Source organism: Methylobacterium oryzae, from assembly GCF_021398735.1.
In the GTDB taxonomy this organism is placed as follows: Bacteria; Pseudomonadota; Alphaproteobacteria; order Rhizobiales; family Beijerinckiaceae; genus Methylobacterium.
The window spans coordinates 5,213,798-5,233,719 of the sequence record NZ_CP090349.1; the positions used below are offsets into that span (position 1 = coordinate 5,213,798).

Below are 19,922 nucleotides of genomic sequence, written 5' to 3' on the forward strand. Positions count from 1 at the left end.
CGCGGTGGGGCGATTCACCGAGAGAGCCGTGCGTCCCGGGCACCCCCGCCCTCCCCCGGCGACCGGACTTCTTGACCGGGCGCCGGGCCGTCGCCAATTCTGACCGGACCGCGCGGGCCTCTGCCCGTTCGACGCCGCCCGACGGGCGGCGGATTCCGAAAGGTGACGTTATGGCGACGGTGAAAGTAACCGACGCGAGCTTCGAGCAGGACGTTCTCAAGTCCGCCGAGCCCGTCGTGGTGGATTTCTGGGCGGAGTGGTGCGGCCCCTGCCGTCAGATCGGCCCGGCCCTCGAGGAGATCGCGACCGACCTGCAGGGCAAGGTGAAGATCGCCAAGGTCAACGTCGACGAGAACCCGCAGATCGCCGCCCAGTACGGCATCCGCTCGATCCCGACGCTGCTGCTCTTCAAGAACGGCGAGCGCGTGGACCAGAAGGTCGGCGCCGCACCGAAGGGCGACCTGTCGCGCTGGATCGGCGCCCAGACCGCCTGATCTGCCGTCACGGCTCCGAACGACAAAAAGAAAGCCCGGCCGCGAGGCCGGGCTTTCTCGGTTTCGAGCCCAAGTTTTTTATTTCGGGATCCCGGTGCTTGGCCCGGGATCCCGTATTCCGTCTCAGTACGAGCCGAACTTGTAGTTCAGGCCGGCGCGGACGACGGCGAAGGCGTTCTCGTTCCGGCTGGCGCCGGCGAGCGAGTACACCGGCACGAGGCCGACCGGGGAGATCGCAGCACCAACCAGCGGCGCCTGGGCGCGGCCGTTGTTGTTGTCGAGGTTCACGTACAGACCTTCGACCTTCAGCGTGACGGCCGAAGAGCGGAAGAAGTTCAGGAACGAGTCGGTGGGCAGGGCGTACTCGACACCGCCGCCGACCGTCCAGCCGGTCTTGAAGTCGTTCCGGCGGCCGGCGAAGTTCTGCAGGCCGACGCGAGCGCCGTCATCCGTGCCGGTGGCGTAGGCGAAACCGCCGGTAGCGTACACGAGGGTCCGGTCGAAGGCCCAGCCGAGACGACCGCGGACGGTGCCGAAGAAGTCGATGGTGTTGAGCGTGCCGTTGACCGGGATGAAGCCCGGGTTGATCGCCGCGGCGTTGGTGGCGAAGCGGGCGCGACGGCCGAAGTCGAGGTACTGCGCGTCAGCCTCGAAGCCGATCACGGCGCCGGAGCCCGGGGTCAGCTGCCAGTTGTAGCCGATCTGGCCACCGCCCGAGAAACCCTCGCGGCTGTCGTTGCTGTAGACCAGCGACGAGCCGTTCGGCAGCAGGGCCTGGTAGGGGACGAGACCGCCCGGAACCAGAGCGACCGGGTTGCCGGGCGTCTGGACGAAGCCGCGGGTGGAGTTGCTGCTGGCGTCGAACGCGTAGCCGGCGTTGATACCGAAGTAGGCGCCGGTCCAGGTGAACACCGGAACGGGGGTGAACACCGGCGGCGGCGCGGCGCGGCGCGGCAGGTCGGCGGCCGAAGCGGCGGCCGTGAGCGCGGTGAACGCCGCGAGAGAGGTGAGAAGCTTCTTCATTACTGTGATCCCCAGCATAAGCCCGATCGCCGGTGAAACTATGCGATCGGGCCCCGCGAGGATGTAGCTTAGCTGCCACAGCGGGAGGAAAGCGTGGCCGTGGACGGGTGTCCGTCCGGGCGATTGCGGCGATTCGACGGATTTTCGAATGCAGAATCCGGATTTCACAGGTCTCCGGTTCCCGGCCACTTGATACAGCGGCCGCGCGCGGCGCTCCCAGACTGGAGACGACTCAGACCGGCGGCGTGTCGTTGGCGGCGAGAACCATGCCGGCCAAGTAGAGCGATCCGCAGATCAGGATTCGCGGCGGGCGCTCGAAGGCGATGTCCCGCACGAGGGCGAGGGCCGCCTCGATGCTCGGCGCCGCGTAGGTCTTGAGGCCGACATCCTCGCCGATCCGGGCCACCTCCTCGGCCGGGCGCGCGGCCATGGTCCCGGTGATCGGGACGGCCACCAGGGCCCGGGCCAGGCCCACGAAGTTGCGCAGGAACCCGTCGGCGTCCTTCGTGCCGAGCAGGCCGACCACGAGGACGAGCGGCACGTCGCTCTTCTCGCCGAGATCCGCCATGGCGGCCGCGAGGATCCGGCCGCCGTCGATGTTGTGGCCGCCGTCGAGCCACAGCTCGGTGCCGGCATCGAGCTGGGCGGCCAGCCGGCCGCGGCCGAGGCGCTGCAGCCGGCCCGGCCACTCGACCTCGGTCAGGCCCCGCTCCAGGGCCGCGATCCCGATGTCGCCGAACCCGGCGGCGCGCAGCGCGGTGATCGCGGTTCCGGCGTTGACCAGCTGGTGACGCCCGGCGAGGCGCGGCCGCGGGAGGTCGAACAGGTCGGTCTCGTCCTGGTAGACGAGCCGGCCGCGCTCCTCGTGCACGGAGAAGTCCTGGTTGCCCACCAGCACGGGCCCGGCCCCGAGGGCTTCCGCGCGCCGGCAGAGGACGGCGTCGGCCTCGGCGTAGTCCTGGGCGGCGATCACCGCCGGGCAGCCGCGCTTGAAGATCCCGGCCTTCTCGGTCGCGACCGACTCGACCGTGTCGCCGAGATACTCGGCATGGTCGCGGCCGATCGGCGTCACCACCGCGCAGGCCGGCCGGTCGATGACGTTGGTGGCGTCGAGCCGGCCCCCGAGGCCGACCTCCAGGAGCAGGACGTCGGCCGGGCTCTCCGAGAAGAGCAGGAACGCCGCGGCCGTGGTGATCTCGAACATCGTGATCGGCTCGCCGGCATTGGCGCTCTCGCAGCGCGCGAAGGCGTCGGCCAGCCGGTCCTCGTCCACGAAATGCCCGCCGCCGATCCCGCCGATGCGGATCCGCTCGTGGAAGCGGACGAGGTGCGGGGAGGTGTAGACGTGGGCGGCCAGGCCCCCGGCCTCCAGGATCGACCGCATGAACGCGATGGTCGAGCCCTTGCCGTTGGTGCCGGCCACGTGGATCACGGGCGGCAGGCGGCGCTCGGGATGGTTGAGCCGCGCGAGCAGCCGCTCGATGCGCCCGAGCGACAGGTCGATGGTGCGGGGGTGGAGCGCCAGGAAGCGCGCCATCAGAGCGTCGGACGAGGCCATCGCCGGGCTCAGGCCGCCTCGGAAGCCGCGGCCGGCGCGTCGGCCTGGGCCGCGTTGGTGAGGAGGCTGCAGAGACGCGTGATCGTCTCCTTGAGCTGGTGCCGGTGGACCACCTGATCGACCATGCCGTGCTCGCGCAGGTACTCCGCCCGCTGGAAGCCGTCGGGCAGCTTCTCGCGGATCGTCTGCTCGATCACCCGCGGTCCCGCGAAGCAGATCAGCGCGCCGGGCTCGGCGAGGTGGACGTCGCCCAGCATCGCGTAGGAGGCGGTGACGCCGCCCGTGGTCGGGTTCGTGAGCACCACAATGTAGGGGAGCCGGGCCGCGTTGAGCCGGCGCACCGCCACGGTGGTCCGCGGCATCTGCATCAGCGACAGGATCCCCTCCTGCATGCGCGCGCCGCCGGAGGCCGCGAACAGCACGTAGGGCGTGCGCTTCTCCAGCGCCGTCTCGGCGCCGCGCACGAAGGCCTCGCCCGCCGCCATGCCGAGCGATCCGGCCATGAAGCCGAATTCCTGCGCGGCCAGCGTCATCGGAAGGCCGCCGACCCGGCCGAAGCCGATCTTGAACGCGTCCTGCAGGCCGGTCTTGGCCCGGGCCTCCTTGAGCCGGTCGACGTAGCGCTTCTCGTCGCGGAACTTCAGCGGGTCGGGGGTGACCTCGGGCAGGGCCACGTCGATCCACGTGCCCTCGTCGAACATCATCTTCAGGCGCGCCTGGGCGCCCATCTTCAGGTGATGCTCGGAACCGGGAATGACCCAGTGATTGGCCTCCACCTCCTTGTGGAACACCATCTGCCCCGTGTCCGGGCACTTGACCCAGAGGTTCTCGGGCGTCTCGCGCTTGAACAAGGTCTTGATCCGGGGGCGCACCACCTCCGAGATCCAGTTCATCGGTTCGACCATCGACTTGCGTCCGTCCGCTTCAAGCCCGCGCAGATATCAGGTGCGGCGCGCTCCGCCGCCAGGGGTGCCCGGTCCGCCCGTCAGGCGGCCCGCCCGACGCCCGCCGACCGCACGCCCGCGGCGAGTTCGCGCACCAGCTCCGTCACGGCCTCGACGGTTCCGGGCTGCGGCCGGCCCTCGCCGTCGAGGGAGCGCACCAGGACGTCCACGAGCGCGGAGCCGACCACGACGCCGTCAGCGCCCTCGGCGATCGCCGCCGCGTGGGCGCCGGTCTTGACGCCGAATCCCACGACGACGGGCAGCTCGGTGTGGCGCCGGATGCGGGCGACCGCCTCGGAGACCTTGCCGAAATCCGGGGTCGCCGTCCCGGTGATGCCGGTGATCGACACGTAGTAGACGAAGCCCGCCGTGTTCGCGAGGACGGCCGGGAGGCGCCGCTCGTCGGTGGTCGGGGTGGCGAGGCGGATGAAGGCGAGGCCCTTGCCGAGGGCCGGCAGGCACAGCTCGGAATCCTCCTCGGGTGGGAGATCGACGACGATCAGCCCGTCGACGCCGGCCGCCAGCGCGTCGTCGAGGAAGCGGTCGACGCCGTAGGTGTGGATCGGGTTGTAGTACCCCATCAGCACGATTGGCGTGGTGTCGTTGCCGGCGCGGAAGCGGCGCACGAGGTCGAGGGTGCCCGACACCGTCTGGCCCGCCTTGAGCGCCCGCAGGCCGGCCGCCTGGATCGCCGGGCCGTCCGCCATCGGGTCGGTGAACGGCAGGCCGAATTCCAGGATGTCGGCGCCGGCGCCCGGCAGCGCCTTCAGGACCTCGAGCGAGGTCGCGGGATCGGGATCGCCGGACATCACGTAGGTGACGAAGACGGACCGGTTCTCCGCGCGGGCGCGGGCGAAGGTGGCGTCGATGCGGCTCGGCATGGTCGGTCGATATTCGCTTCTGCAGGGCCGCCGACGGCCCGGGATTGCCCCCGCGCTACACCAAAGGCACCGGCCCGTGAAGCGGGCGGGCCCGCGGCGACCGCGGGCGAAGGCGTCCCGGAGGCCCGGCCACGCGCGAGACGCGGCCATGCGCGCGGGCCGGTTGCCGGGACGGCGGCGCCGGCCTAGCCCTCGCCCATGCCCGAGTCAGCCCTCCCGTCGCGCCCCCTGGCGGCGCTCCTGTTCGACATGGACGGGACGATCATCAGCTCGATCGCCTCCGCGGAGCGGATCTGGTCGCGCTGGGCCGAGGCGCACGGCCTCGACGCGGCGTCCTTCCTGCCGACGATCCACGGCGTGCAGTCGGTCGAGACCATCCGGCGGCTGAACCTGCCGGGCGTCGATCCCGTGGCCGAGGCGGCCGCGATCACCGAGGCCGAGATGGCGGATGTCGACGACATCGTGGCGATCCCGGGGGCGCAGGCCTTCCTGGAGGCGCTGCCGCGCCACCGCTGGGCGATCGTCACCTCGGCGCCCCGGCGGCTGGCGGAGCGCCGCCTCGCGGCGGCCGGAATGCCGGTCCCCGACCTTCTGGTGGCCGCCGAGGACGTGGCGCGGGGCAAGCCCGCGCCGGACTGCTTCCTCCTGGCGGCCGGGCGCCTCGGCGTCGCGGCGCCGGACTGCCTCGTGTTCGAGGACGCCCCGGCCGGCATCCGGGCGGCCGAGGCCGCGGATGCGGCCGTCGTGGTCGTCACCGCGACCCATCACGAGCCGGTGAGGACCAATCATCCCACCATCGCCGACTACACCGGGCTGCGCGTCGCGGCGGCCCCGGAGGGGATCCGGGTGACACGGACCGCCTGAGCCTCTCCATCCCGGCCGCGGATCCGCTGGCGGCCGGCCCCGCCCGGTCGTATCGCCCGCTTGCGCCGCGCGGATCGCGGTGAAGGGACACGGCCATGGTGACGATCAGTCGACGCCGCGCGCTCGGGGCGGTCGCCGCCGGCGCCACCGCGGGCCTCGGCCCCGCCGCGGCCGCCGAGGCGCAGCCGGCCCCGCTGTTCCCGCTGCCGCAGGCCATCATCCCGATCCTGGGCGAGGCGCAGGTCTTCCCGGTCCGCCGGATCTACTGCATCGGCCGGAACTACGCGGCCCACGCCCGCGAGATGGGCTCCGACCCGTCGCGCGAGCCGCCCTTCTTCTTCCAGAAGCCGGCGGATGCCGTGCAGGTCGTCGCGGGCGGCGTCGCCGACCATCCCTACCCGTCGCTCACCCAGAACTACCACCACGAGATCGAGCTCGTGGCCGTGCTGAAGTCGGGCGGGCGCGACATCCCGGCCGCGCAGGCGCTCGACCACGTCTACGGCTACGCCACCGGCCTCGACATGACCCGCCGGGACCTCCAGCGCGGCATGGGCAACCAGAAGAAGCCCTGGGAGATCGGCAAGAGCTTCGACCAGTCCGCGCCGATCACGCCGATCCTGCCGGTCGCCCGGGTCGGCCATCCGGCGCGCGGCCGCATCCGGCTCGCCGTGAACGGCACCGTGCGGCAGGACGCCGACCTGTCGGACATGATCTGGTCGGTCGCCGAGCAGATCGCCGAGCTGTCGCGGGCCTTCGAGCTGAAGGCAGGCGACATCGTCTTCTCGGGAACGCCCGAGAATGTCGGGCCGGTCGTCCGTGGGGACGTGCTCGCCGGCTCGATCGAGGGCCTGCCGGACCTGTCGATCCGCATCGTGTGATCGCGCGTCGCGCGATCCCCCGCGGAGATCCGGTTGCGGCGGGGCGTTGACTTTCCCTGCCGGCGTCGCGGCTTTATCCGGTACGGATCCGCGGGGGCAGGAGCAGCGCGCGTATGACCAAGCCCGACGGCGTGCCGCCGCACCTCTTCGAGACCGCCGAGGGCCGCCGTCTCGTGGAGGCCCGCTCCGATCCGGCGTGGCGCCGCTGGGGGCCCTACCTCAGCGACCGGCAATGGGGCACGGTGCGGGAGGATTACAGCCCGAAGGGCGACGCCTGGGACTACCTGCCCCACGACCACGCCCGGTCCCGCGCCTATCGCTGGGGCGAGGACGGGATCGGCGGCTTCGGCGACCGCCACCTGAACTGGTGCCTGTCCCTGGCGCTGTGGAACGGGCGCGACCCGATCCTGAAGGAGCGGCTGTTCGGCCTGACTAACCAGGAGGGCAACCACGGCGAGGACGTCAAGGAACTCTACTACTACCTCGACGGGATCCCGACCCACGCCTTCATGCGGATGCTCTACAAGTACCCGCAGGCCGCCTTCCCGTACGGGCGCCTGGTCGATGAGAACGCGCGGCGCGGCCTCGACGATCCGGAATTCGAGCTCCTCGACACGGGCCTGTTCGACGAGGGCCGCTACTTCGACGTCGAGATCGCCTACGCCAAGGCCGCCCCCGACGACATCCTGATGCGGGTGACCGCGACCAACCGCGGCCCGGACCCGGCCGCCCTGACGCTGCTGCCGCAGCTCTGGGCCCGCAACACGTGGTCGTGGAAGCAGGGCACGCCGAAGCCGGAGCTGATGGCCGGGTCGGAGGGCTCGGTCTGGGCGCGCCACCCCGAGTTGCCGACCTTCCGGTTCTTCGCCGAGGGCGCGGGCGACCTGCTGTTCACCGAGAACGAGACCAACACGCACCGGCTGTTCGGCAGCGGCCCCGCCGAGGGCTTCTACAAGGACGGGATCGACCGGTGCGTCGTGGGCGGCGACCGGGCCGCCGTCAACGCCCTGTCCGGCACCAAGTGCGCCGCCCGCTACGACCTGCATCTCGGCCCCGGCGAGACTCGGACCGTGCGCCTGCGCCTGCGCGCCGAGACCGCGCCGGGCGCGCCCTTCGCGGATTTCGACGCCGTCTTCGCCGCCCGCGAGGGCGAGGCCGACGACTTCTACGGGGCGCTCCAGGCGCCGATCGCCGATCCCGAGATGCGGCTCGTGCAGCGGCAGGCGCTCGCCGGCATGCTCTGGTCGAAGCAGCTCTACCATTACGACGTGCGCGAGTGGCTCGCCGGCGACCCAGCGCAGCCCGCGCCGGCGCCGGAGCGGCGACACGGCCGCAACAGCGACTGGTCGCACCTGCGCGCCAACGACATCATCTCGATGCCGGATGCCTGGGAGTATCCCTGGTTCGCGTCCTGGGACCTCGCCCTGCAGGCGATCGTGTTCGGGCTCATCGACCCGGACTTCGCCAAGAACCAGCTCCTGCTGCTGGTCGACGAGGCCTACACCCACCCGAACGCCGCGCTGCCGGCCTACGAGTGGGGCTTCGGGGACGCCAACCCGCCGGTCCACGCGCTGGCCGCCTGGCGGGTGTTCGAGCTGGACCGGGCGCTCACCGGCCAGCCGGACCACGCCTTCCTCAAGCGGATCTTCAACAAGCTCACCCTTAACTTCACGTGGTGGGTGAACCGGAAGGATTCCGACGACCGCAACCTGTTCCAGGGCGGCTTCCTCGGCCTCGACAATATCGGGATCTTCGACCGGTCGAAGCCGGTAGGCGACGGCGCCACGCTGACCCAGTCCGACGCGACGGCCTGGATGGCGACCTACGCGCTGAACCTGATGCGGATCGCCATCGAGCTGGCGCTCGACGACCCGACCTTCGAGGACATGGCGGAGAAGTTCTTCGAGCACTTCCTCCTCATCGCCGGAGCCACGGGAGCGGGCGTGTGGGACGAGCCGGACGGCTTCTTCTACGACGTCATCGAGACGCGCGACGGGCAGCGCCTCCCGATCCGCGCCCGGACCATGGTCGGCCTGATCCCGATCTTCGCGGTGGCGGTGATCAACGAGTGCGACCTCGCGCGGCTGCCGTCCCTGCGCAGCCGAATGGTGTTCTTCCTCAAGAACCGCCCGGACCTCGCGACCCTGGTCTCGCGCTGGAACGAGCCCGGCGAGGGCCAGACGGCGCTGCTGTCGCTGCTGCGCGGGCACCGGCTGAAGGCGCTGCTCCACCGCGCCCTCGACCCGAACGAGTTCCTCTCGGATTACGGGCTGCGCGCCGTGTCCCGCGTCTACGCGGACGAGCCGTTCTGCTTCGCCTGGGACGGGCGGGACCTGGGGCTCGCCTACGAGCCGGCCGAGTCGCGCTCGCGGCTGTTCGGCGGCAACTCGAACTGGCGGGGACCGGTGTGGATGCCGGTCAACTACTTGCTCATCGCCGGGCTGAACCGCTTCCACGACTATTACGGCCCGGATTTCAGAGTCGAAGCGCCGACCGGGTCGGGCCGGACCTACGCGCTCCGGGAGATCGCCGCCCACCTGTCACGGCGGCTGATCAGCCTCTCGACCCGCCGCCCGGACGGGCGCAGGCCGGTCTACGGCGACAGCCGGATCGAGCAGGAGGATCCGCATTTCCGCGACCACGTCCTGTTCTACGAGTACTACCACGGGGACAGCGGCCGCGGGGTCGGCGCGTCGCACCAGACCGGATGGTCCGGGCTCGTGGCCCTGCTGATCCAGGAAGTGGCGACCGCCGCCGCCGAGGCGCAGAACCCGGGCTGGCCGTGAGGACCGGTCGCCGGGCTCGCGCGCCGGCGACCGACGCCCATTTACTCCGCGGCCTGCTGCATCCGCAGGCGCTGGCCTTCGCCGATCTGGCGGGAGATCGTCGAGCGGCGGGCGCTGTAGACCGCCGAGACCAGCGGGTAATCGACGGGCAGGCCCCACTTGGCCTTGTAGGCCTCGGGCGTGAGGCCGCGCATCGTCAGGTGACGCCGCAGGGCCTTGTAGGGCTTGCCGTCCTCGAAGCTGATGAGCGTGTCCGGCCGGATCGAGGCCCGGATCTGCGCCTCGGTCGGCCGCCGGACCTGCGGCTCCGCGGGCTGGTCCAGGGCGGTGATCGAGCGGTGTACCTCGGAGAGCAGGTCCGGCAGCGTTCCCGCCGGGACACTGTTGCGCGTGACGTAGGCGCTCAGGATCTTTGCGGCGAGTTCGACGCTCGGCGATGTCATCTGCATGGTCGTCACCTCGATTCTACGTGTTTCGGATGTGGCTCTCGTCGGTTTCCGTCGGGCTCTTCGCCGCCGACGGCCGGTGCATGTCCCTGAGACGTTCTCGGCCTCGGCCGGAGGCGGCGGATGGCCTCATTATGGGCCAGTCCGCCGCCGCTACAACCGAGCCGCGCATTTATCGCGCCGATATTTCTACTTAGGATTGAGATTTAGGGTCAACGACGAATCAACGGGCGCGTCGTTGTTCCGGCTCAAGTGCGGTATTGAGGACTCACCTGCCCAACCGGGCGCGTTGGAGAACGCGAAGACATGGAGGCCCTGGTCGTCGGAGCCGGCGTCGTCGGACTCGCCATCGGGCGGGCACTCGCGCTGCGCGGGCATGCCGTCATCGTGGCGGAAGCCGAGGACGCCTTCGGAACGGGGGTCTCGTCCCGCAGCTCGGAAGTGATCCACGCCGGCATGTACTACCCGGGCGGATCCGAGCGCGCGCACCACTGCGTCGAGGGCGCCCGCCAATTATACAACTTTTGCGCGAGTCATGGCGTCCCGCATCGCGCGTGCGGCAAGCTGATCGTCGCGTCCGACGACGCGGAGGCCGAGAAGATCGCGGCGATCCGACGCCAGGGCGAGGCCAACGGCGTCCCGGGCCTCGAACTCCTCGACGGACGCGCCGCCCGGCAGCTGGAGCCGAATCTCGCCTGCACGGTGGCGCTGCACTCGCCACGCACCGGCGTCGTCGACAGCCACGCGCTGATGCTCGCCCTGCTCGGGGCGATCGAGGATCACGGCGGCGCGCTCGCCCTGCGCACCCCGGTCGAGGGCTTGGCACGGCGGGACGGGCAGTGGCGGGCCGCGTTCGGCGGCGCCGAGCCCGGCACGATGGCCTTCGACGCGGTGGTCAACGCCGCGAGCTTCGGTGCCCCGGCCCTGGCCGCCGGCACGGAGGGCTACCCGGCCGAGCGCGTCCCGACGCTGCGCCTCGCCCGCGGCAACTACTTCGGCTGCACCGGCAAGCCGGCCTTCTCGCGGCTGATCTACCCGGCGCCGCGGATCGACGGCGGCCTCGGAATCCATCTCACCCTCGACCTCGCCGGCCGCACCCGCTTCGGGCCCGACGTGGAGTGGGTCGACGGGTTCGACTACCGGGTCGATCCCGCGCGCGCCGAGGCCTTCTACGGCGCGATCCGGCGCTACTGGCCCGGCCTGCCCGACGGGGCGCTGTACCCGGACTACGCGGGCCTGCGGCCGAAGCTGACCGGGCCCGGCGAGGCGGCGGCCGACTTCCGGATCGACGGGCCGGCCGAGCACGGCCTGCCGGGGATCGTCCACCTGTTCGGGATCGAGAGCCCCGGCCTGACCTCCAGCCTGTCGCTCGCCGAGGCCGTGGCCGACCGGCTGGACGCCTGAGGCCTCAGAACAGCAGGTGCTCAGAACAGCAGGTGCAGCGCCAGGGGCGCGAGGATCGCCGTCAGGAAGGCGTTGAGCCCCATGGCGATGCCCGCGAAGGTGCCGGCGACCTCGCTGACCTGGAAGGCGCGGGCCGTCCCGATGCCGTGGGCCGCGAGCCCGGCCGCGAAGCCGCGGGCGCGCATGTCGCGGATCCGCAGGAGGTTCATCATCGGCGTCACGAGGATCGCCCCGATGATGCCGGTGAGGATCACCAGGATCGCCGTGAGCGTCGGGTCGCCGCCGAGCGCCTCCGCGATGCCCATCGCGACGCCCGAGGTCACGGATTTCGGGGCCAGCGAGACGAGGATCGGCTGCGGGATGTCGAGGAGGCGCGCGAGGCCGATCACCACGGCGAGGGTGGTGGCCGAGCCGGCGGCGAGGGCCGCCAGCATCGGCGCGAGGGCGCGCAGGACGGTCGCCCGCCGCTCGTAGAGCGGCATCGCCAGCACCACGGTGGCGGGCCCGAGCAGGAAGTGGACGAACTGCGCGCCCTCGAAATAGGCCCCGTAGGGCGTGCCAGTGACGGCCAGGACCGCCCCCACCAGGACGACGGTGATGAGGACGGGGTTGGCGATCGGGTGCCGGCCGGTCACGGCGGCGATCCGGTCCGCCAGGACGTAGGCGGTCAGCGTCACCGTCAGCCACAGGAGCGGCGTCTTGGCGAGGTAGACCCAGAGCGAGAAGTCGCCGGCCACCCGTCAGGGCTCCCCGTCGGTCCCGCGCCGCTCGACCAGCGCGGCGACGGCGCGGAACACCAGGACGGTGACCAGCAGCGACAGGGCGGTCGAGACGACCAGCACGAGGGCCAGTTTGGCGCCTTGCGCCCGCAGCAGGTCGAGGCGGCCGACGACGCCGACGCCCGCGGGGACGAACAGGAGCGACAGGTTCATCAGCAGCCCGCGCGCGGTCGTCTCGAGCGTCCCGTCGGTCAGCGGCTTCGGCAGCACGCGCGGTAGGCCGAGGCGGGCATTGTCGCGCAGCAGCAGGAACGCGAACATCAGGCCCATGCCGATCACCGGCCCCGGGATCGGGACGCCCGCGCCGCGCGCGAGGGCTTCGCCCAGCAGCTGCGCGAGCAGGATCAGGGCCAGGCTGGCGATCATCGCGGGCGGCCGGGACTACGCGGCCGCGACGCCCTGCTGTCCGCTGCGGCGGGCCGCCGCGATGGCGGCCTCGTCGAAGCCGAGCAGGCGGCCGAGGCGCTCGACCAGCGCCTCCTCGAACTCGTCGACGTTGCCGTCCGCCGCCGCCACCGACCACGCCATGGTCAGCAGCTCTTCGCGCTCGGACCGGTCGGCCTCGTGCGGGATCATCTCCACGAGGCTCGCCACGTCGCGCACCTCCGAATCCATGGCGGCGGCGCGCTCGATCAGCGCCCGCGCCGCATCCGGACCGTCGGCGTAGTGGCCCTGCACGAGGCGCGAGAGGCGCTCGCTCTCGGCCGGCGCCAGGATGCCGTCGACGCGGGCGACGTGGACGAGGAGCGCGGTGGCCGCGAGATGCGTCTCGTCCACGGTCTCTTGCGTGCCGACGCCGAGAGCCTCGGCCGCGTAGGCGCGCAGGCGTGCGATCAGGGACATGGCGGCTCCGGGGGATCGTGCACCGCAACAGTTCGGGCCCCGGCGGCGCGCCGTCAAGCACGCCGCCGCACGTCGCGCCGGACCGTGTCCCGGTTGCATCGCCGGCGCGGCGCTCACCGGCGCGCTGCGGCCTCCGCCCCCGTCACCAGCGGCGCGAGGATCGCCTCGGCCGCCCGGACGGTCGCCGGCCCGGCCTCGGCGGGCGTGCCGGCGCGGAAGGGCGGCGCCGGGGCGTACTCGGCGACGAGCTGCGCGGTGCGGGCGTAGGTATCCCCGCGCAGGCGCGCGGCGAGCGCCAGCCCGAGATCGAGCCCCGCCGAGACCCCGGCCGCGGTGACGCGGTCGCGGTCGAAGACGACGCGCTCGGCCACCGGACGGGCGCCCAGGAGCGGCAGCACCGCGTCGCGCACGCTCCAGTGGGACGTCGCGCGGTAGCCGCGCAGCAGGCCCGCCGCCCCGAGGATCAGCGACCCGGTGCAGACGCTGGCGATCCAGCCGGCCCGCGCGGCGCGGTCGCGCAGGAAGGCGAGGAGCGCAGCGTCGCCCATCTGTGCGGGGGTGCCGTCGCCTCCGGGGACGAACAGGACGTCGAGGTCCGCCGGGCAGGTCGCGAAGCCGTGGGTCGCCACCAGGACGAGGCCGGTGTCGCTCGTCACCGGCCCGGGCTCCGCGCCGACGAGGTGGAGGCTGCCGGGGGCGAGGCCGGCGAGGAAGGTCTGCGGCCCCACGAGATCGAGCGCGGTGAGGCCCGGATAGACCAGCATGGCGATCCGGACGGGCCGATCCGGCGGGATCGGCGCCGGATCGCCGGCGCCGGCGGCCAGGGCCGGACGGAGCGGCGCGGCGAGGGCTGCAGCGAGCGCGGCGGCGACGAGATCGCGGCGGCTGGCGTCCGGCGCGGTCACGGGCGCGCCGGGCGGGTCACAGGGCCCAGGCCGCGTCGCGGTAGGCGCTGTCCCAGAACTGCCACTCGAGCCGGGTGGCCTGCGTGAACGCCCGGTGCATCCGCGCGCGCTCGGCCTCCGACGCGTCCCGCGCCGCGCAGTCGGTGGCGGCGATCATGGCCGCGACCGCTGCGGCGAAATCGTCGCCCGCGTAGGTGTCGATCCAGGCGCGATACGGGTTGTCGGGCTGCGCGCGGGCGAAGATGTCGTCGCCGACCGCCTTGTAGATCCAGAAGCAGGGCAGCAGGGCCGCGCAGAGGACCGCGTAGGGCTCGGCGTAGGCGGTGGCCGTGAGGTAGCTGACGTAGTGGTCGCAGGCCGGCGTCAGGGGCGTGGCCGCGAAGGTGTCCGGCCCGATGCCGTAGTCGCGGAAGAAGCCGCCGTGGAGGGCGCGCTCGACCACGATCGCCTCCTGCGCGGCGCGGGAGAACTGCACGATCGTGTCCGGATCCGGCGCCTTCGCGGCGGCGAGGCTCAGCGCCCGGCCGAAGCCGATCAGGTAGTGCGCGTCCTGCACGATGTAGTGCCGGAACCGGTCCTGCGGCAGCGTGCCGGCGGCGAGCTCGGCGTTGAACGGCATCGACCGGATGGTCTCGTAGGCGGCGGCGTTGCGCGCCCAGGCCTCCCAGGAGAAGGCGTCGTCAGGTCCGGGGGATGCCACGGCTTAGCCCTGCCGCTGCGCGTGGGTGACGGCGACGTGGATCAGCTCGGCGAGGGTGCGCACGCCGAGCTTCTGGCGCATCTGCGAGCAGGCGTTCGTCACGGTCTTGTAGCTCACCGACAGGTCGGCCGCGATGGCTCCGTAGGAGCGGCCCTGCGCGAGGCGCGCCAGGATCTGCTGCTCGCGGGGGGTCAGCTGCGATTCCGGCGCGCGGCGGGCGTCGGCGCGCAGCATCGCCACCTCGGTGGCGAGGCGCCGGTCGAGGTAGACCTCGCCGACGCGGACCTTGGCGAAGGCCTCGAACAGCTCGGCCGAGGCGTGGTCCTTGAGGACGTAGCCCAGGGCCCCCGCCTCGAGGGCGCGGGCGACGATCACCGGGTCGTTGTGCATGCTGAAGACCAGGATGCGCGTCTCGGGCGCGACCGCCCGGATCCGCCGGATCAGGCCGAGCCCGGCCATGCCGCTGCCCTGGAAGGTCAGGTCGCAGATCACGACCGGCGGGCGGAGCCGGTGGAAGATCCGGTAGCCGCCGACGACTGTCGTCGCCTCCGCGATGGTCTCGACGCCGGAATCCTCCAGCACGCGTCGACAGCCCTGCAGGACGATGGGGTGATCATCGATGACGAGAACCGGCAGGCGCGTGGCGGCGGCGTCGATCTGGGATGCGATGGCGTTCATGCGCTCGGCGCGGTGTTGTTCTCGTCGCCCCGGTCGGGCGGAACGGGGATCGTGATCCGGACGATCGCCCCGGGGCCGGCATTGTCAAGGGCGAAGGTGCCGTCGAGGGCCTCCACGCGCTCGCGCATCCCCGACAGACCGAGCCCGGTACCGTGTTCCGGCGGGATTCCGGTGCCGTTGTCGCGGATGGTGAGGTCGATCCGGCCGCCGGTCTCGGCTGCCTCGGCCTCCACCCGGGTCGCGGCGCCGTGCCGCACGGCGTTGGTGGCGCTCTCCTGAACGCAGCGGAACACCGTGAGGTCGACGAGGTCGCCGTAGCCCCGGGCCAGCCCGTCGAAGCGGCCCGCGAAGGTGATGCCGGGATGGCGCTGCTCGAAGCCGCGCAGGAGTAGGTCGAGGCAGGTCGCCAGGGGCGCCTGCCCGAGGCCGTGCGGCCGCAGGCGGTTCAGGAGTTCCCGGTTGACGGTCTGGACCTGCCCGACGATCGCGCTGATCTCGGCCGCCCGGGCGGCGAGCTTCTCGCGGCTCGGCTCGGCCGTGCCGGAGGCGATGCGGCCGATCGAGGCGGCGTTGGCCTCAAGGGCGAACAGGCACGGACCAAACTCGTCGTGCAGCTCCAGGGCCGTCCGGCGGCGCTCGTCGTCCTGCGCGGTCAGGAGCTGGCGGTTGAGGCGGCCGTTGGCGGCCCGGACCTCGCCCAGGGCCTCGGCGACCTTGTTGAACCGCTCGGCGATCACGGCCAGCTCCCGGGCGCCGGGCGGCTCCAGGCGGGCGGTGTAGTCGTGGTGCTCCAGCTGGGTCAGGCCGGCGCCGAGCCGCCGCAGCGGCGCGAGGATCCGGCCCAGCGCGATGTAGAGCGCGATCAGCATCGCGGCGTTGATCGCCAGGGTGGTCAGCGAGAGCGCCCGGGCGTAGCCCCAGATCTCGTCGATCTCGTCCATCGGCTGCGTGGTGATCTGCGCCGTGCCGAGCCGCCGCCCGTTGACGACGATCGGAAGGGCGTGGCGCTCGATCGGCGGCATGATCAGGTCGGCGAACCAGCGCGGCGCCTCCCGGTCGGCGCGCGGCGGCGGCAGCGGCCGGCCGACCTCGTCGCCGTCCGCGTCGAGCACAGCGACCCGGACGTGCCGGAGGACCTTGAAGCGCAGGTCGAGGGTCTGGAGCAGCGTGTCGGGCGCGGCCGTGTCGGACAGGCGGATCGTGTCGGCCACTAGCGACTCGACGGTCGCGAGCGACGCGCGGGTCTCGACGCGCACGGCCGACCGGGCGTTCAGGACGATGACCGCGCAGGAGATCACGGCCGCGAAGGCGTCGATCAGCAGGACCACCGCGACGAGCCGCGCGCGGGTGGACCACGCCGACCAGGGCCAGCGGCGGAGCCGGGGAGCGTCCGGCGCTTCGGCCGTCTCGGTACGCGGGGACAGGTTCGGGCGGGTATCCACGCGCTGACGCATAGCGACCGCGCCGGCGAAGTCCATGGCGCCCGCCGCGGGCGGCCGGCGGAGTGGCGACCCGGACGTGCTCAGGCCGCCCCGCCCCCAGTGCCGCGGACGGGGCGAACACCGATTCTTAAGCGGCGTGGCGTAATCTTGTGGATAGCCGCGCCAGGACTGGCTGGGCAGGCAATTCGGACCGACATCATTGCGCCGTATTGCAGCTCCTCTATCGCCACCAGAGTCGAACCAGCTTCGAATCCTCGGAGTGTGGCGGCCGGTGAAGGGGAGCCCGGTCGCGCGCGGCGTGTATCGTGTCAGAGACCCCGGCCTATGATCGATCTCAACCTCGACCCGTCCGAGACCCGGCCTGACCGGACGCCGTCGGCCAAGCCCGGGCCGTCGCTGAACCTCAAGGTCGTGCTGTTCAGCGTGGCCGGCGCGAGCGCGCTGGTCGGCTTCGGCGTCGCCGCCTCGACGGTGATGGCCGGCCTGGCGGCGCCGACCCCCGTGAAGATCATCGCGTCCCGGCAGGCCGCGGACTGGCCGGAGCTGAAGGACGGGCTGCCCGCCATCAAGGGCTCCGTCCAGGCGGCGGCCGCCCCGGCGCAGCCCGCCAAGCCGGAGACACCGGCGCTCAGGATGGTGTCGCTGCCGGAGGCGTTCGCGGCGATCACGCCCGCGCCGACGCCGCCCGCGCCCGACGCCCCGCGGCCGGCGGCCCCGCGGCCCGCGAAGGTCGCCGCCGCCCCCGTCGCGCCGACGCAGCGCATCCCGGTTCCGACGCCCGTCACGCCGGTCGCGGCCGCGCGGGAAGTCGCGCCGCTGGCGCCGGGCCGCACGGCCGCGCTTCAGACGCCCCGCGCCTCCGAGACGGTCCGGGCCCGCGAGCTCGTCGAGCCGGCCGCGCCGAAGCCGGTGGCGGAGAGCACCGAGCGCGCGGAGAAGGCCGAGCGTCCCGAGAAGAAGGAGCGGGCCGAGAAGACGGAGCGCTCCGGGAAATCGGAGAGGACGGAGCGCGCCGAGAAGATCGAGCGCCCCGAGAAGCCCGTGCCCAAGGCGGCGACCCGCCAAACGCCCGCGCCGACGCGGACCGCCGATAAGGCGAAGGGCGCCGCCACCGCGACCGTTGCCCAGGCGGAGCCCGCCGAGGCTGAGGATACCGAGGTGCTCGGCATCAAGCTCCCGTCCCTGGCGCCGGCCGGGCGGAAGCTGAAGGAGAGCGTCGACGCCCTCGGTGACGCCGTCAAGAACGTCTTCTGATCCGCCGCGGCGGCCCCGCTCACGGGGCCGGACGTCTGCCGGGGCCGGCGCTCAGGCCCGGCCCGTCTGGCGCCCGGCCTTGTCGCCCTTCGGCCCGGTGCGCTCGGCCTTGCGCTGGTGCTTGCCGGCCCGCGGGCTCGCGAATCCCTTCGGCCCGGCGGGCGGGCCCCGGCGCTCGGCCGGCGCCCCATCGCCCGCGAGCGCTTCGACCTGGATCTCCGGCGAGCCGTTGCGGGCGAAGGATTCGGCGAAGCGCGCCGCCGCGTTGCCACGCACCTCGAACTTGGTCTCGCGGTCGAAGATCCGGATGGCGCCGATCTCCTGGCGCCCGATCCCGCCCCGACGGGTCAGCATCGGCAGCAGCCGGCGCGGGTCGGCGTTGTCGCGGCGGCCGAGGTTCAGCCGGAACCAGACCGCCGGGCCCATGGCGGCGATCCGCTCCGGGTCCATCGGGTCGTAGGGCGGACGCTCGCCGCGGGGCGCGCGGCCCTCGCCCGGATCGCTGACCTCCTCGGGGGCCGGCAGGCGGGTGCGGTACACGCGGGCCAGGAGCGCGGCGAGCTCCTCGGGGCTCTTGCCGGCGAGCAGCGTCTCGGCCAGCGCGACGTCCTCCTCGGCCGGCGGCTCGGCGAAGAGCGGGTCGGAGAGCATGCGCTCGCCGTCGAGCCGGCGGATCTCGTCGGCCGAGGGCGGTCCCGACCATTCGGGGCTCACCTTGGCGATGGCGAACATCTGCTCGGCCCGGCGCCGCCGGGAATTGGGGATCAGCAGCACCGAGGTGCCCTTGCGGCCGGCGCGGCCGGTGCGGCCGCTGCGGTGCTGGAGCACCTCGGCGTCGTGCGGGAGATCCGCGTGGATGACGAGGCTGAGCGACGGCAGGTCGATGCCGCGGGCGGCCACGTCGGTGGCGACGCAGACGCGGGCGCGGCCATCGCGCAGGGCCTGGAGCGCGGCGTTGCGCTCGCCCTGCCCCAGCTCGCCCGAGAGCGCCACCACCGAGAAGCCCCGCTCGGTCAGGCTGGCCTGGAGGTGCCGGACGGCGTTGCGGGTGTTGCAGAAGACGATCGCGGTCTTGGCGTCCGCCTCGCGCAGAAGGTTGAGCACCACGTGCTCGGTCTCCCGCGGCATGATCCGCACCGCGCGGTAGGCGATGTCGGCGTGGCCCTTGGTCTCGCCCTTGATCGCGAGCCGGAGGGCCCCGCGCTGGTAGCGCTCGGCCAGCGTCTCGATCGCCTTCGGCAGGGTCGCGGAGAACAGGTAGGTGGCCCGCTCCGCGGGCGTCGCCGAGAGGATGAACTCGATGTCCTCGCGGAAGCCGAGATCGAGCATCTCGTCCGCCTCGTCGAGGACCACGGCGCGCAGCGCCGTCGGGTCGAGGTTGCGGCGCTCGAGGTGGTCGCGCAGGCGGCCCGGCGTCCCGACCACGATGTGGGTGCCGTCCGCGAGCATCCGGCTCTCCCGGCGCGGATCCATGCCGCCGACGCAGGCCGCAACCCGGCCACCGGCCGGGCCGTAGAGCCAGGACAGCTCCCGCTGGACCTGCAGGGCAAGTTCCCGGGTCGGGGCGATCACGAGGGCGAGGGGCGCCGCCGGGGGCGGCAGATGCTCGGCCTCCCCGATCAGCATGCTGGCCATGGCGAGGCCGTAGGCCACGGTCTTGCCGGACCCGGTCTGGGCCGAGACGAGGAGGTCGCGGGAGCCGGCGGCGGCTTCCAGCACGGCGGCCTGGACCGGCGTCGGGTCGGCGTAGCCGCGGTCGCTCAGGGCCCGCGCGAGGGGGGCGGGCAGGGTCGGGAAAGGCAAGCTTCGGGAACTCTCAACGGCCGTGCCGCGCCCGGCAGCGCGCCATCGCGCGGCGGGGGAATCAGGCGCCGGACTTTATTCGGGTGCCGGGAAGGTAACGCCAACCGGGCCGACTGACCACTCCCGTCGCAGCATGGGGCGGTTGCGCGCGCTCGATCCGGGATCCGGCCCGCCTCATCGGCGCGCGAATGGACCCGCGGCCGATCGGCCGTCGACGCCGACACTGGTCCGACGACCTGC

The 19,922-nt window shown here is 72.7% G+C and carries 19 protein-coding genes; 6 read left to right on the plus strand and 13 right to left on the minus strand.

Annotated elements, in window-relative coordinates; genetic code table 11:
* The first annotated feature begins 170 nt into the window (after nucleotides 1–170).
* Entirely contained in the window at nucleotides 171–494 is a 324-nt protein-coding gene (trxA, locus tag LXM90_RS24915; RefSeq protein WP_010682902.1) for a thioredoxin, read from the plus strand.
* Between the two features lie 123 nt (nucleotides 495–617).
* Here trxA and LXM90_RS24920 read toward each other — a convergent pair whose 3' ends face one another.
* The 4 genes from LXM90_RS24920 to trpA form a co-directional block, all read right to left on the minus strand.
* The gene (locus LXM90_RS24920; RefSeq protein ID WP_234081184.1) at nucleotides 618–1,517 is read right to left on the minus strand and encodes an outer membrane protein; all 900 of its coding nucleotides are present in this window, start codon (nucleotides 1,515–1,517) and stop codon (nucleotides 618–620) included.
* Between the two features lie 232 nt (nucleotides 1,518–1,749).
* Nucleotides 1,750–3,075 carry a bifunctional folylpolyglutamate synthase/dihydrofolate synthase gene (locus tag LXM90_RS24925; RefSeq protein ID WP_020093041.1) on the minus strand — a complete coding sequence of 442 codons (1,326 nt, stop codon included), beginning with the start codon at nucleotides 3,073–3,075 and terminating at the stop codon, nucleotides 1,750–1,752.
* 8 nt (nucleotides 3,076–3,083) lie between these two features.
* Nucleotides 3,084–3,980 carry an acetyl-CoA carboxylase, carboxyltransferase subunit beta gene (gene accD / locus LXM90_RS24930; RefSeq protein ID WP_020093040.1) on the minus strand — a complete coding sequence of 299 codons (897 nt, stop codon included), beginning with the start codon at nucleotides 3,978–3,980 and terminating at the stop codon, nucleotides 3,084–3,086.
* Nucleotides 3,981–4,060: 80 nt separating this feature from the next.
* Complete coding sequence (gene trpA, locus LXM90_RS24935; protein ID WP_020093039.1) at nucleotides 4,061–4,900, minus strand: tryptophan synthase subunit alpha; 840 nt, start codon at nucleotides 4,898–4,900, stop codon at nucleotides 4,061–4,063.
* Nucleotides 4,901–5,098: 198 nt separating this feature from the next.
* Here trpA and LXM90_RS24940 point away from each other — a divergent pair, with 198 nt between their 5' ends.
* The 3 genes from LXM90_RS24940 to LXM90_RS24950 all read left to right on the plus strand — a co-directional run bounded on the left by LXM90_RS24940 (nucleotide 5,099) and on the right by LXM90_RS24950 (nucleotide 9,428).
* Nucleotides 5,099–5,764, plus strand: a complete 666-nt coding sequence (locus tag LXM90_RS24940; protein ID WP_020093038.1) for an HAD-IA family hydrolase — start codon at nucleotides 5,099–5,101, stop codon at nucleotides 5,762–5,764.
* Between the two features lie 95 nt (nucleotides 5,765–5,859).
* Nucleotides 5,860–6,642, plus strand: a complete 783-nt coding sequence (locus LXM90_RS24945; RefSeq protein ID WP_020093037.1) for a fumarylacetoacetate hydrolase family protein — start codon at nucleotides 5,860–5,862, stop codon at nucleotides 6,640–6,642.
* Nucleotides 6,643–6,755: 113 nt separating this feature from the next.
* On the plus strand, nucleotides 6,756–9,428 hold the full coding sequence (locus LXM90_RS24950) for an MGH1-like glycoside hydrolase domain-containing protein (RefSeq protein ID WP_020093036.1): 2,673 nt from the start codon (nucleotides 6,756–6,758) through the stop codon (nucleotides 9,426–9,428).
* Between the two features lie 41 nt (nucleotides 9,429–9,469).
* On the opposite strand, the gene LXM90_RS24955 is transcribed toward LXM90_RS24950, so the two are convergent.
* On the minus strand, nucleotides 9,470–9,877 hold the full coding sequence (locus tag LXM90_RS24955; RefSeq protein ID WP_026604910.1) for a MucR family transcriptional regulator: 408 nt from the start codon (nucleotides 9,875–9,877) through the stop codon (nucleotides 9,470–9,472).
* 303 nt (nucleotides 9,878–10,180) lie between these two features.
* Here LXM90_RS24955 and LXM90_RS24960 point away from each other — a divergent pair, with 303 nt between their 5' ends.
* On the plus strand, nucleotides 10,181–11,278 hold the full coding sequence (locus tag LXM90_RS24960) for an NAD(P)/FAD-dependent oxidoreductase (protein WP_020093034.1): 1,098 nt from the start codon (nucleotides 10,181–10,183) through the stop codon (nucleotides 11,276–11,278).
* Between the two features lie 20 nt (nucleotides 11,279–11,298).
* Here LXM90_RS24960 and LXM90_RS24965 read toward each other — a convergent pair whose 3' ends face one another.
* From LXM90_RS24965 to LXM90_RS24995, 7 genes are all read right to left on the minus strand, one after another.
* The gene (locus LXM90_RS24965) at nucleotides 11,299–12,015 is read right to left on the minus strand and encodes an LrgB family protein (protein WP_020093033.1); all 717 of its coding nucleotides are present in this window, start codon (nucleotides 12,013–12,015) and stop codon (nucleotides 11,299–11,301) included.
* Between the two features lie 3 nt (nucleotides 12,016–12,018).
* Complete coding sequence (locus LXM90_RS24970; RefSeq protein ID WP_020093032.1) at nucleotides 12,019–12,423, minus strand: CidA/LrgA family protein; 405 nt, start codon at nucleotides 12,421–12,423, stop codon at nucleotides 12,019–12,021.
* 15 nt (nucleotides 12,424–12,438) lie between these two features.
* Nucleotides 12,439–12,900 (minus strand): TerB family tellurite resistance protein, encoded by a 462-nt coding sequence (locus tag LXM90_RS24975; RefSeq protein WP_020093031.1) that lies wholly within the window; start codon nucleotides 12,898–12,900, stop codon nucleotides 12,439–12,441.
* A 113-nt stretch (nucleotides 12,901–13,013) separates the two neighbouring features.
* Entirely contained in the window at nucleotides 13,014–13,805 is a 792-nt protein-coding gene (locus tag LXM90_RS24980; RefSeq protein WP_020093030.1) for a DJ-1/PfpI family protein, read from the minus strand.
* A gap of 16 nt (nucleotides 13,806–13,821) precedes the next feature.
* Nucleotides 13,822–14,505: a thiaminase II gene (gene tenA, locus LXM90_RS24985; protein ID WP_020093029.1), complete on the minus strand. Its 684-nt coding sequence runs from the start codon at nucleotides 14,503–14,505 to the stop codon at nucleotides 13,822–13,824.
* Between the two features lie 3 nt (nucleotides 14,506–14,508).
* Nucleotides 14,509–15,183 carry a response regulator gene (locus LXM90_RS24990; protein ID WP_012320334.1) on the minus strand — a complete coding sequence of 225 codons (675 nt, stop codon included), beginning with the start codon at nucleotides 15,181–15,183 and terminating at the stop codon, nucleotides 14,509–14,511.
* Complete coding sequence (locus tag LXM90_RS24995; protein ID WP_020093028.1) at nucleotides 15,180–16,661, minus strand: ATP-binding protein; 1,482 nt, start codon at nucleotides 16,659–16,661, stop codon at nucleotides 15,180–15,182. Before LXM90_RS24995 ends, LXM90_RS24990 begins: the two co-directional genes overlap by 4 nt.
* Before the next feature lie 288 nt (nucleotides 16,662–16,949).
* Here LXM90_RS24995 and LXM90_RS25000 point away from each other — a divergent pair, with 288 nt between their 5' ends.
* Nucleotides 16,950–17,879, plus strand: a complete 930-nt coding sequence (locus LXM90_RS25000) for a hypothetical protein (protein ID WP_020093027.1) — start codon at nucleotides 16,950–16,952, stop codon at nucleotides 17,877–17,879.
* Nucleotides 17,880–17,930: 51 nt separating this feature from the next.
* Here LXM90_RS25000 and LXM90_RS25005 read toward each other — a convergent pair whose 3' ends face one another.
* Nucleotides 17,931–19,682, minus strand: a complete 1,752-nt coding sequence (locus LXM90_RS25005) for a DEAD/DEAH box helicase (protein ID WP_020093026.1) — start codon at nucleotides 19,680–19,682, stop codon at nucleotides 17,931–17,933.
* Nucleotides 19,683–19,922: the final 240 nt, after the last annotated feature.

Bases quoted from the DNA above. Each gene is read 5' to 3' on its own strand.
- accD (WP_020093040.1), bottom strand. From the start codon at position 3,980: ATGGTCGAACCGATGAACTGGATCTCGGAGGTGGTGCGCCCCCGGATC.
- LXM90_RS25000 (WP_020093027.1), top strand. From the start codon at position 16,950: ATGATCGATCTCAACCTCGACCCGTCCGAGACCCGGCCTGACCGGACG.
- LXM90_RS24925 (WP_020093041.1), bottom strand. From the start codon at position 3,075: ATGGCCTCGTCCGACGCTCTGATGGCGCGCTTCCTGGCGCTCCACCCC.
- LXM90_RS24950 (WP_020093036.1), top strand. From the start codon at position 6,756: ATGACCAAGCCCGACGGCGTGCCGCCGCACCTCTTCGAGACCGCCGAG.
- LXM90_RS24975 (WP_020093031.1), bottom strand. From the start codon at position 12,900: ATGTCCCTGATCGCACGCCTGCGCGCCTACGCGGCCGAGGCTCTCGGC.
- LXM90_RS24945 (WP_020093037.1), top strand. From the start codon at position 5,860: ATGGTGACGATCAGTCGACGCCGCGCGCTCGGGGCGGTCGCCGCCGGC.
- LXM90_RS24970 (WP_020093032.1), bottom strand. From the start codon at position 12,423: ATGATCGCCAGCCTGGCCCTGATCCTGCTCGCGCAGCTGCTGGGCGAA.
- trpA (WP_020093039.1), bottom strand. From the start codon at position 4,900: ATGCCGAGCCGCATCGACGCCACCTTCGCCCGCGCCCGCGCGGAGAAC.
- LXM90_RS24990 (WP_012320334.1), bottom strand. From the start codon at position 15,183: ATGAACGCCATCGCATCCCAGATCGACGCCGCCGCCACGCGCCTGCCG.
- LXM90_RS24995 (WP_020093028.1), bottom strand. From the start codon at position 16,661: ATGGACTTCGCCGGCGCGGTCGCTATGCGTCAGCGCGTGGATACCCGC.
- LXM90_RS24960 (WP_020093034.1), top strand. From the start codon at position 10,181: ATGGAGGCCCTGGTCGTCGGAGCCGGCGTCGTCGGACTCGCCATCGGG.
- LXM90_RS24940 (WP_020093038.1), top strand. From the start codon at position 5,099: ATGCCCGAGTCAGCCCTCCCGTCGCGCCCCCTGGCGGCGCTCCTGTTC.
- trxA (WP_010682902.1), top strand. From the start codon at position 171: ATGGCGACGGTGAAAGTAACCGACGCGAGCTTCGAGCAGGACGTTCTC.
- LXM90_RS24955 (WP_026604910.1), bottom strand. From the start codon at position 9,877: ATGCAGATGACATCGCCGAGCGTCGAACTCGCCGCAAAGATCCTGAGC.
- LXM90_RS24920 (WP_234081184.1), bottom strand. From the start codon at position 1,517: ATGAAGAAGCTTCTCACCTCTCTCGCGGCGTTCACCGCGCTCACGGCC.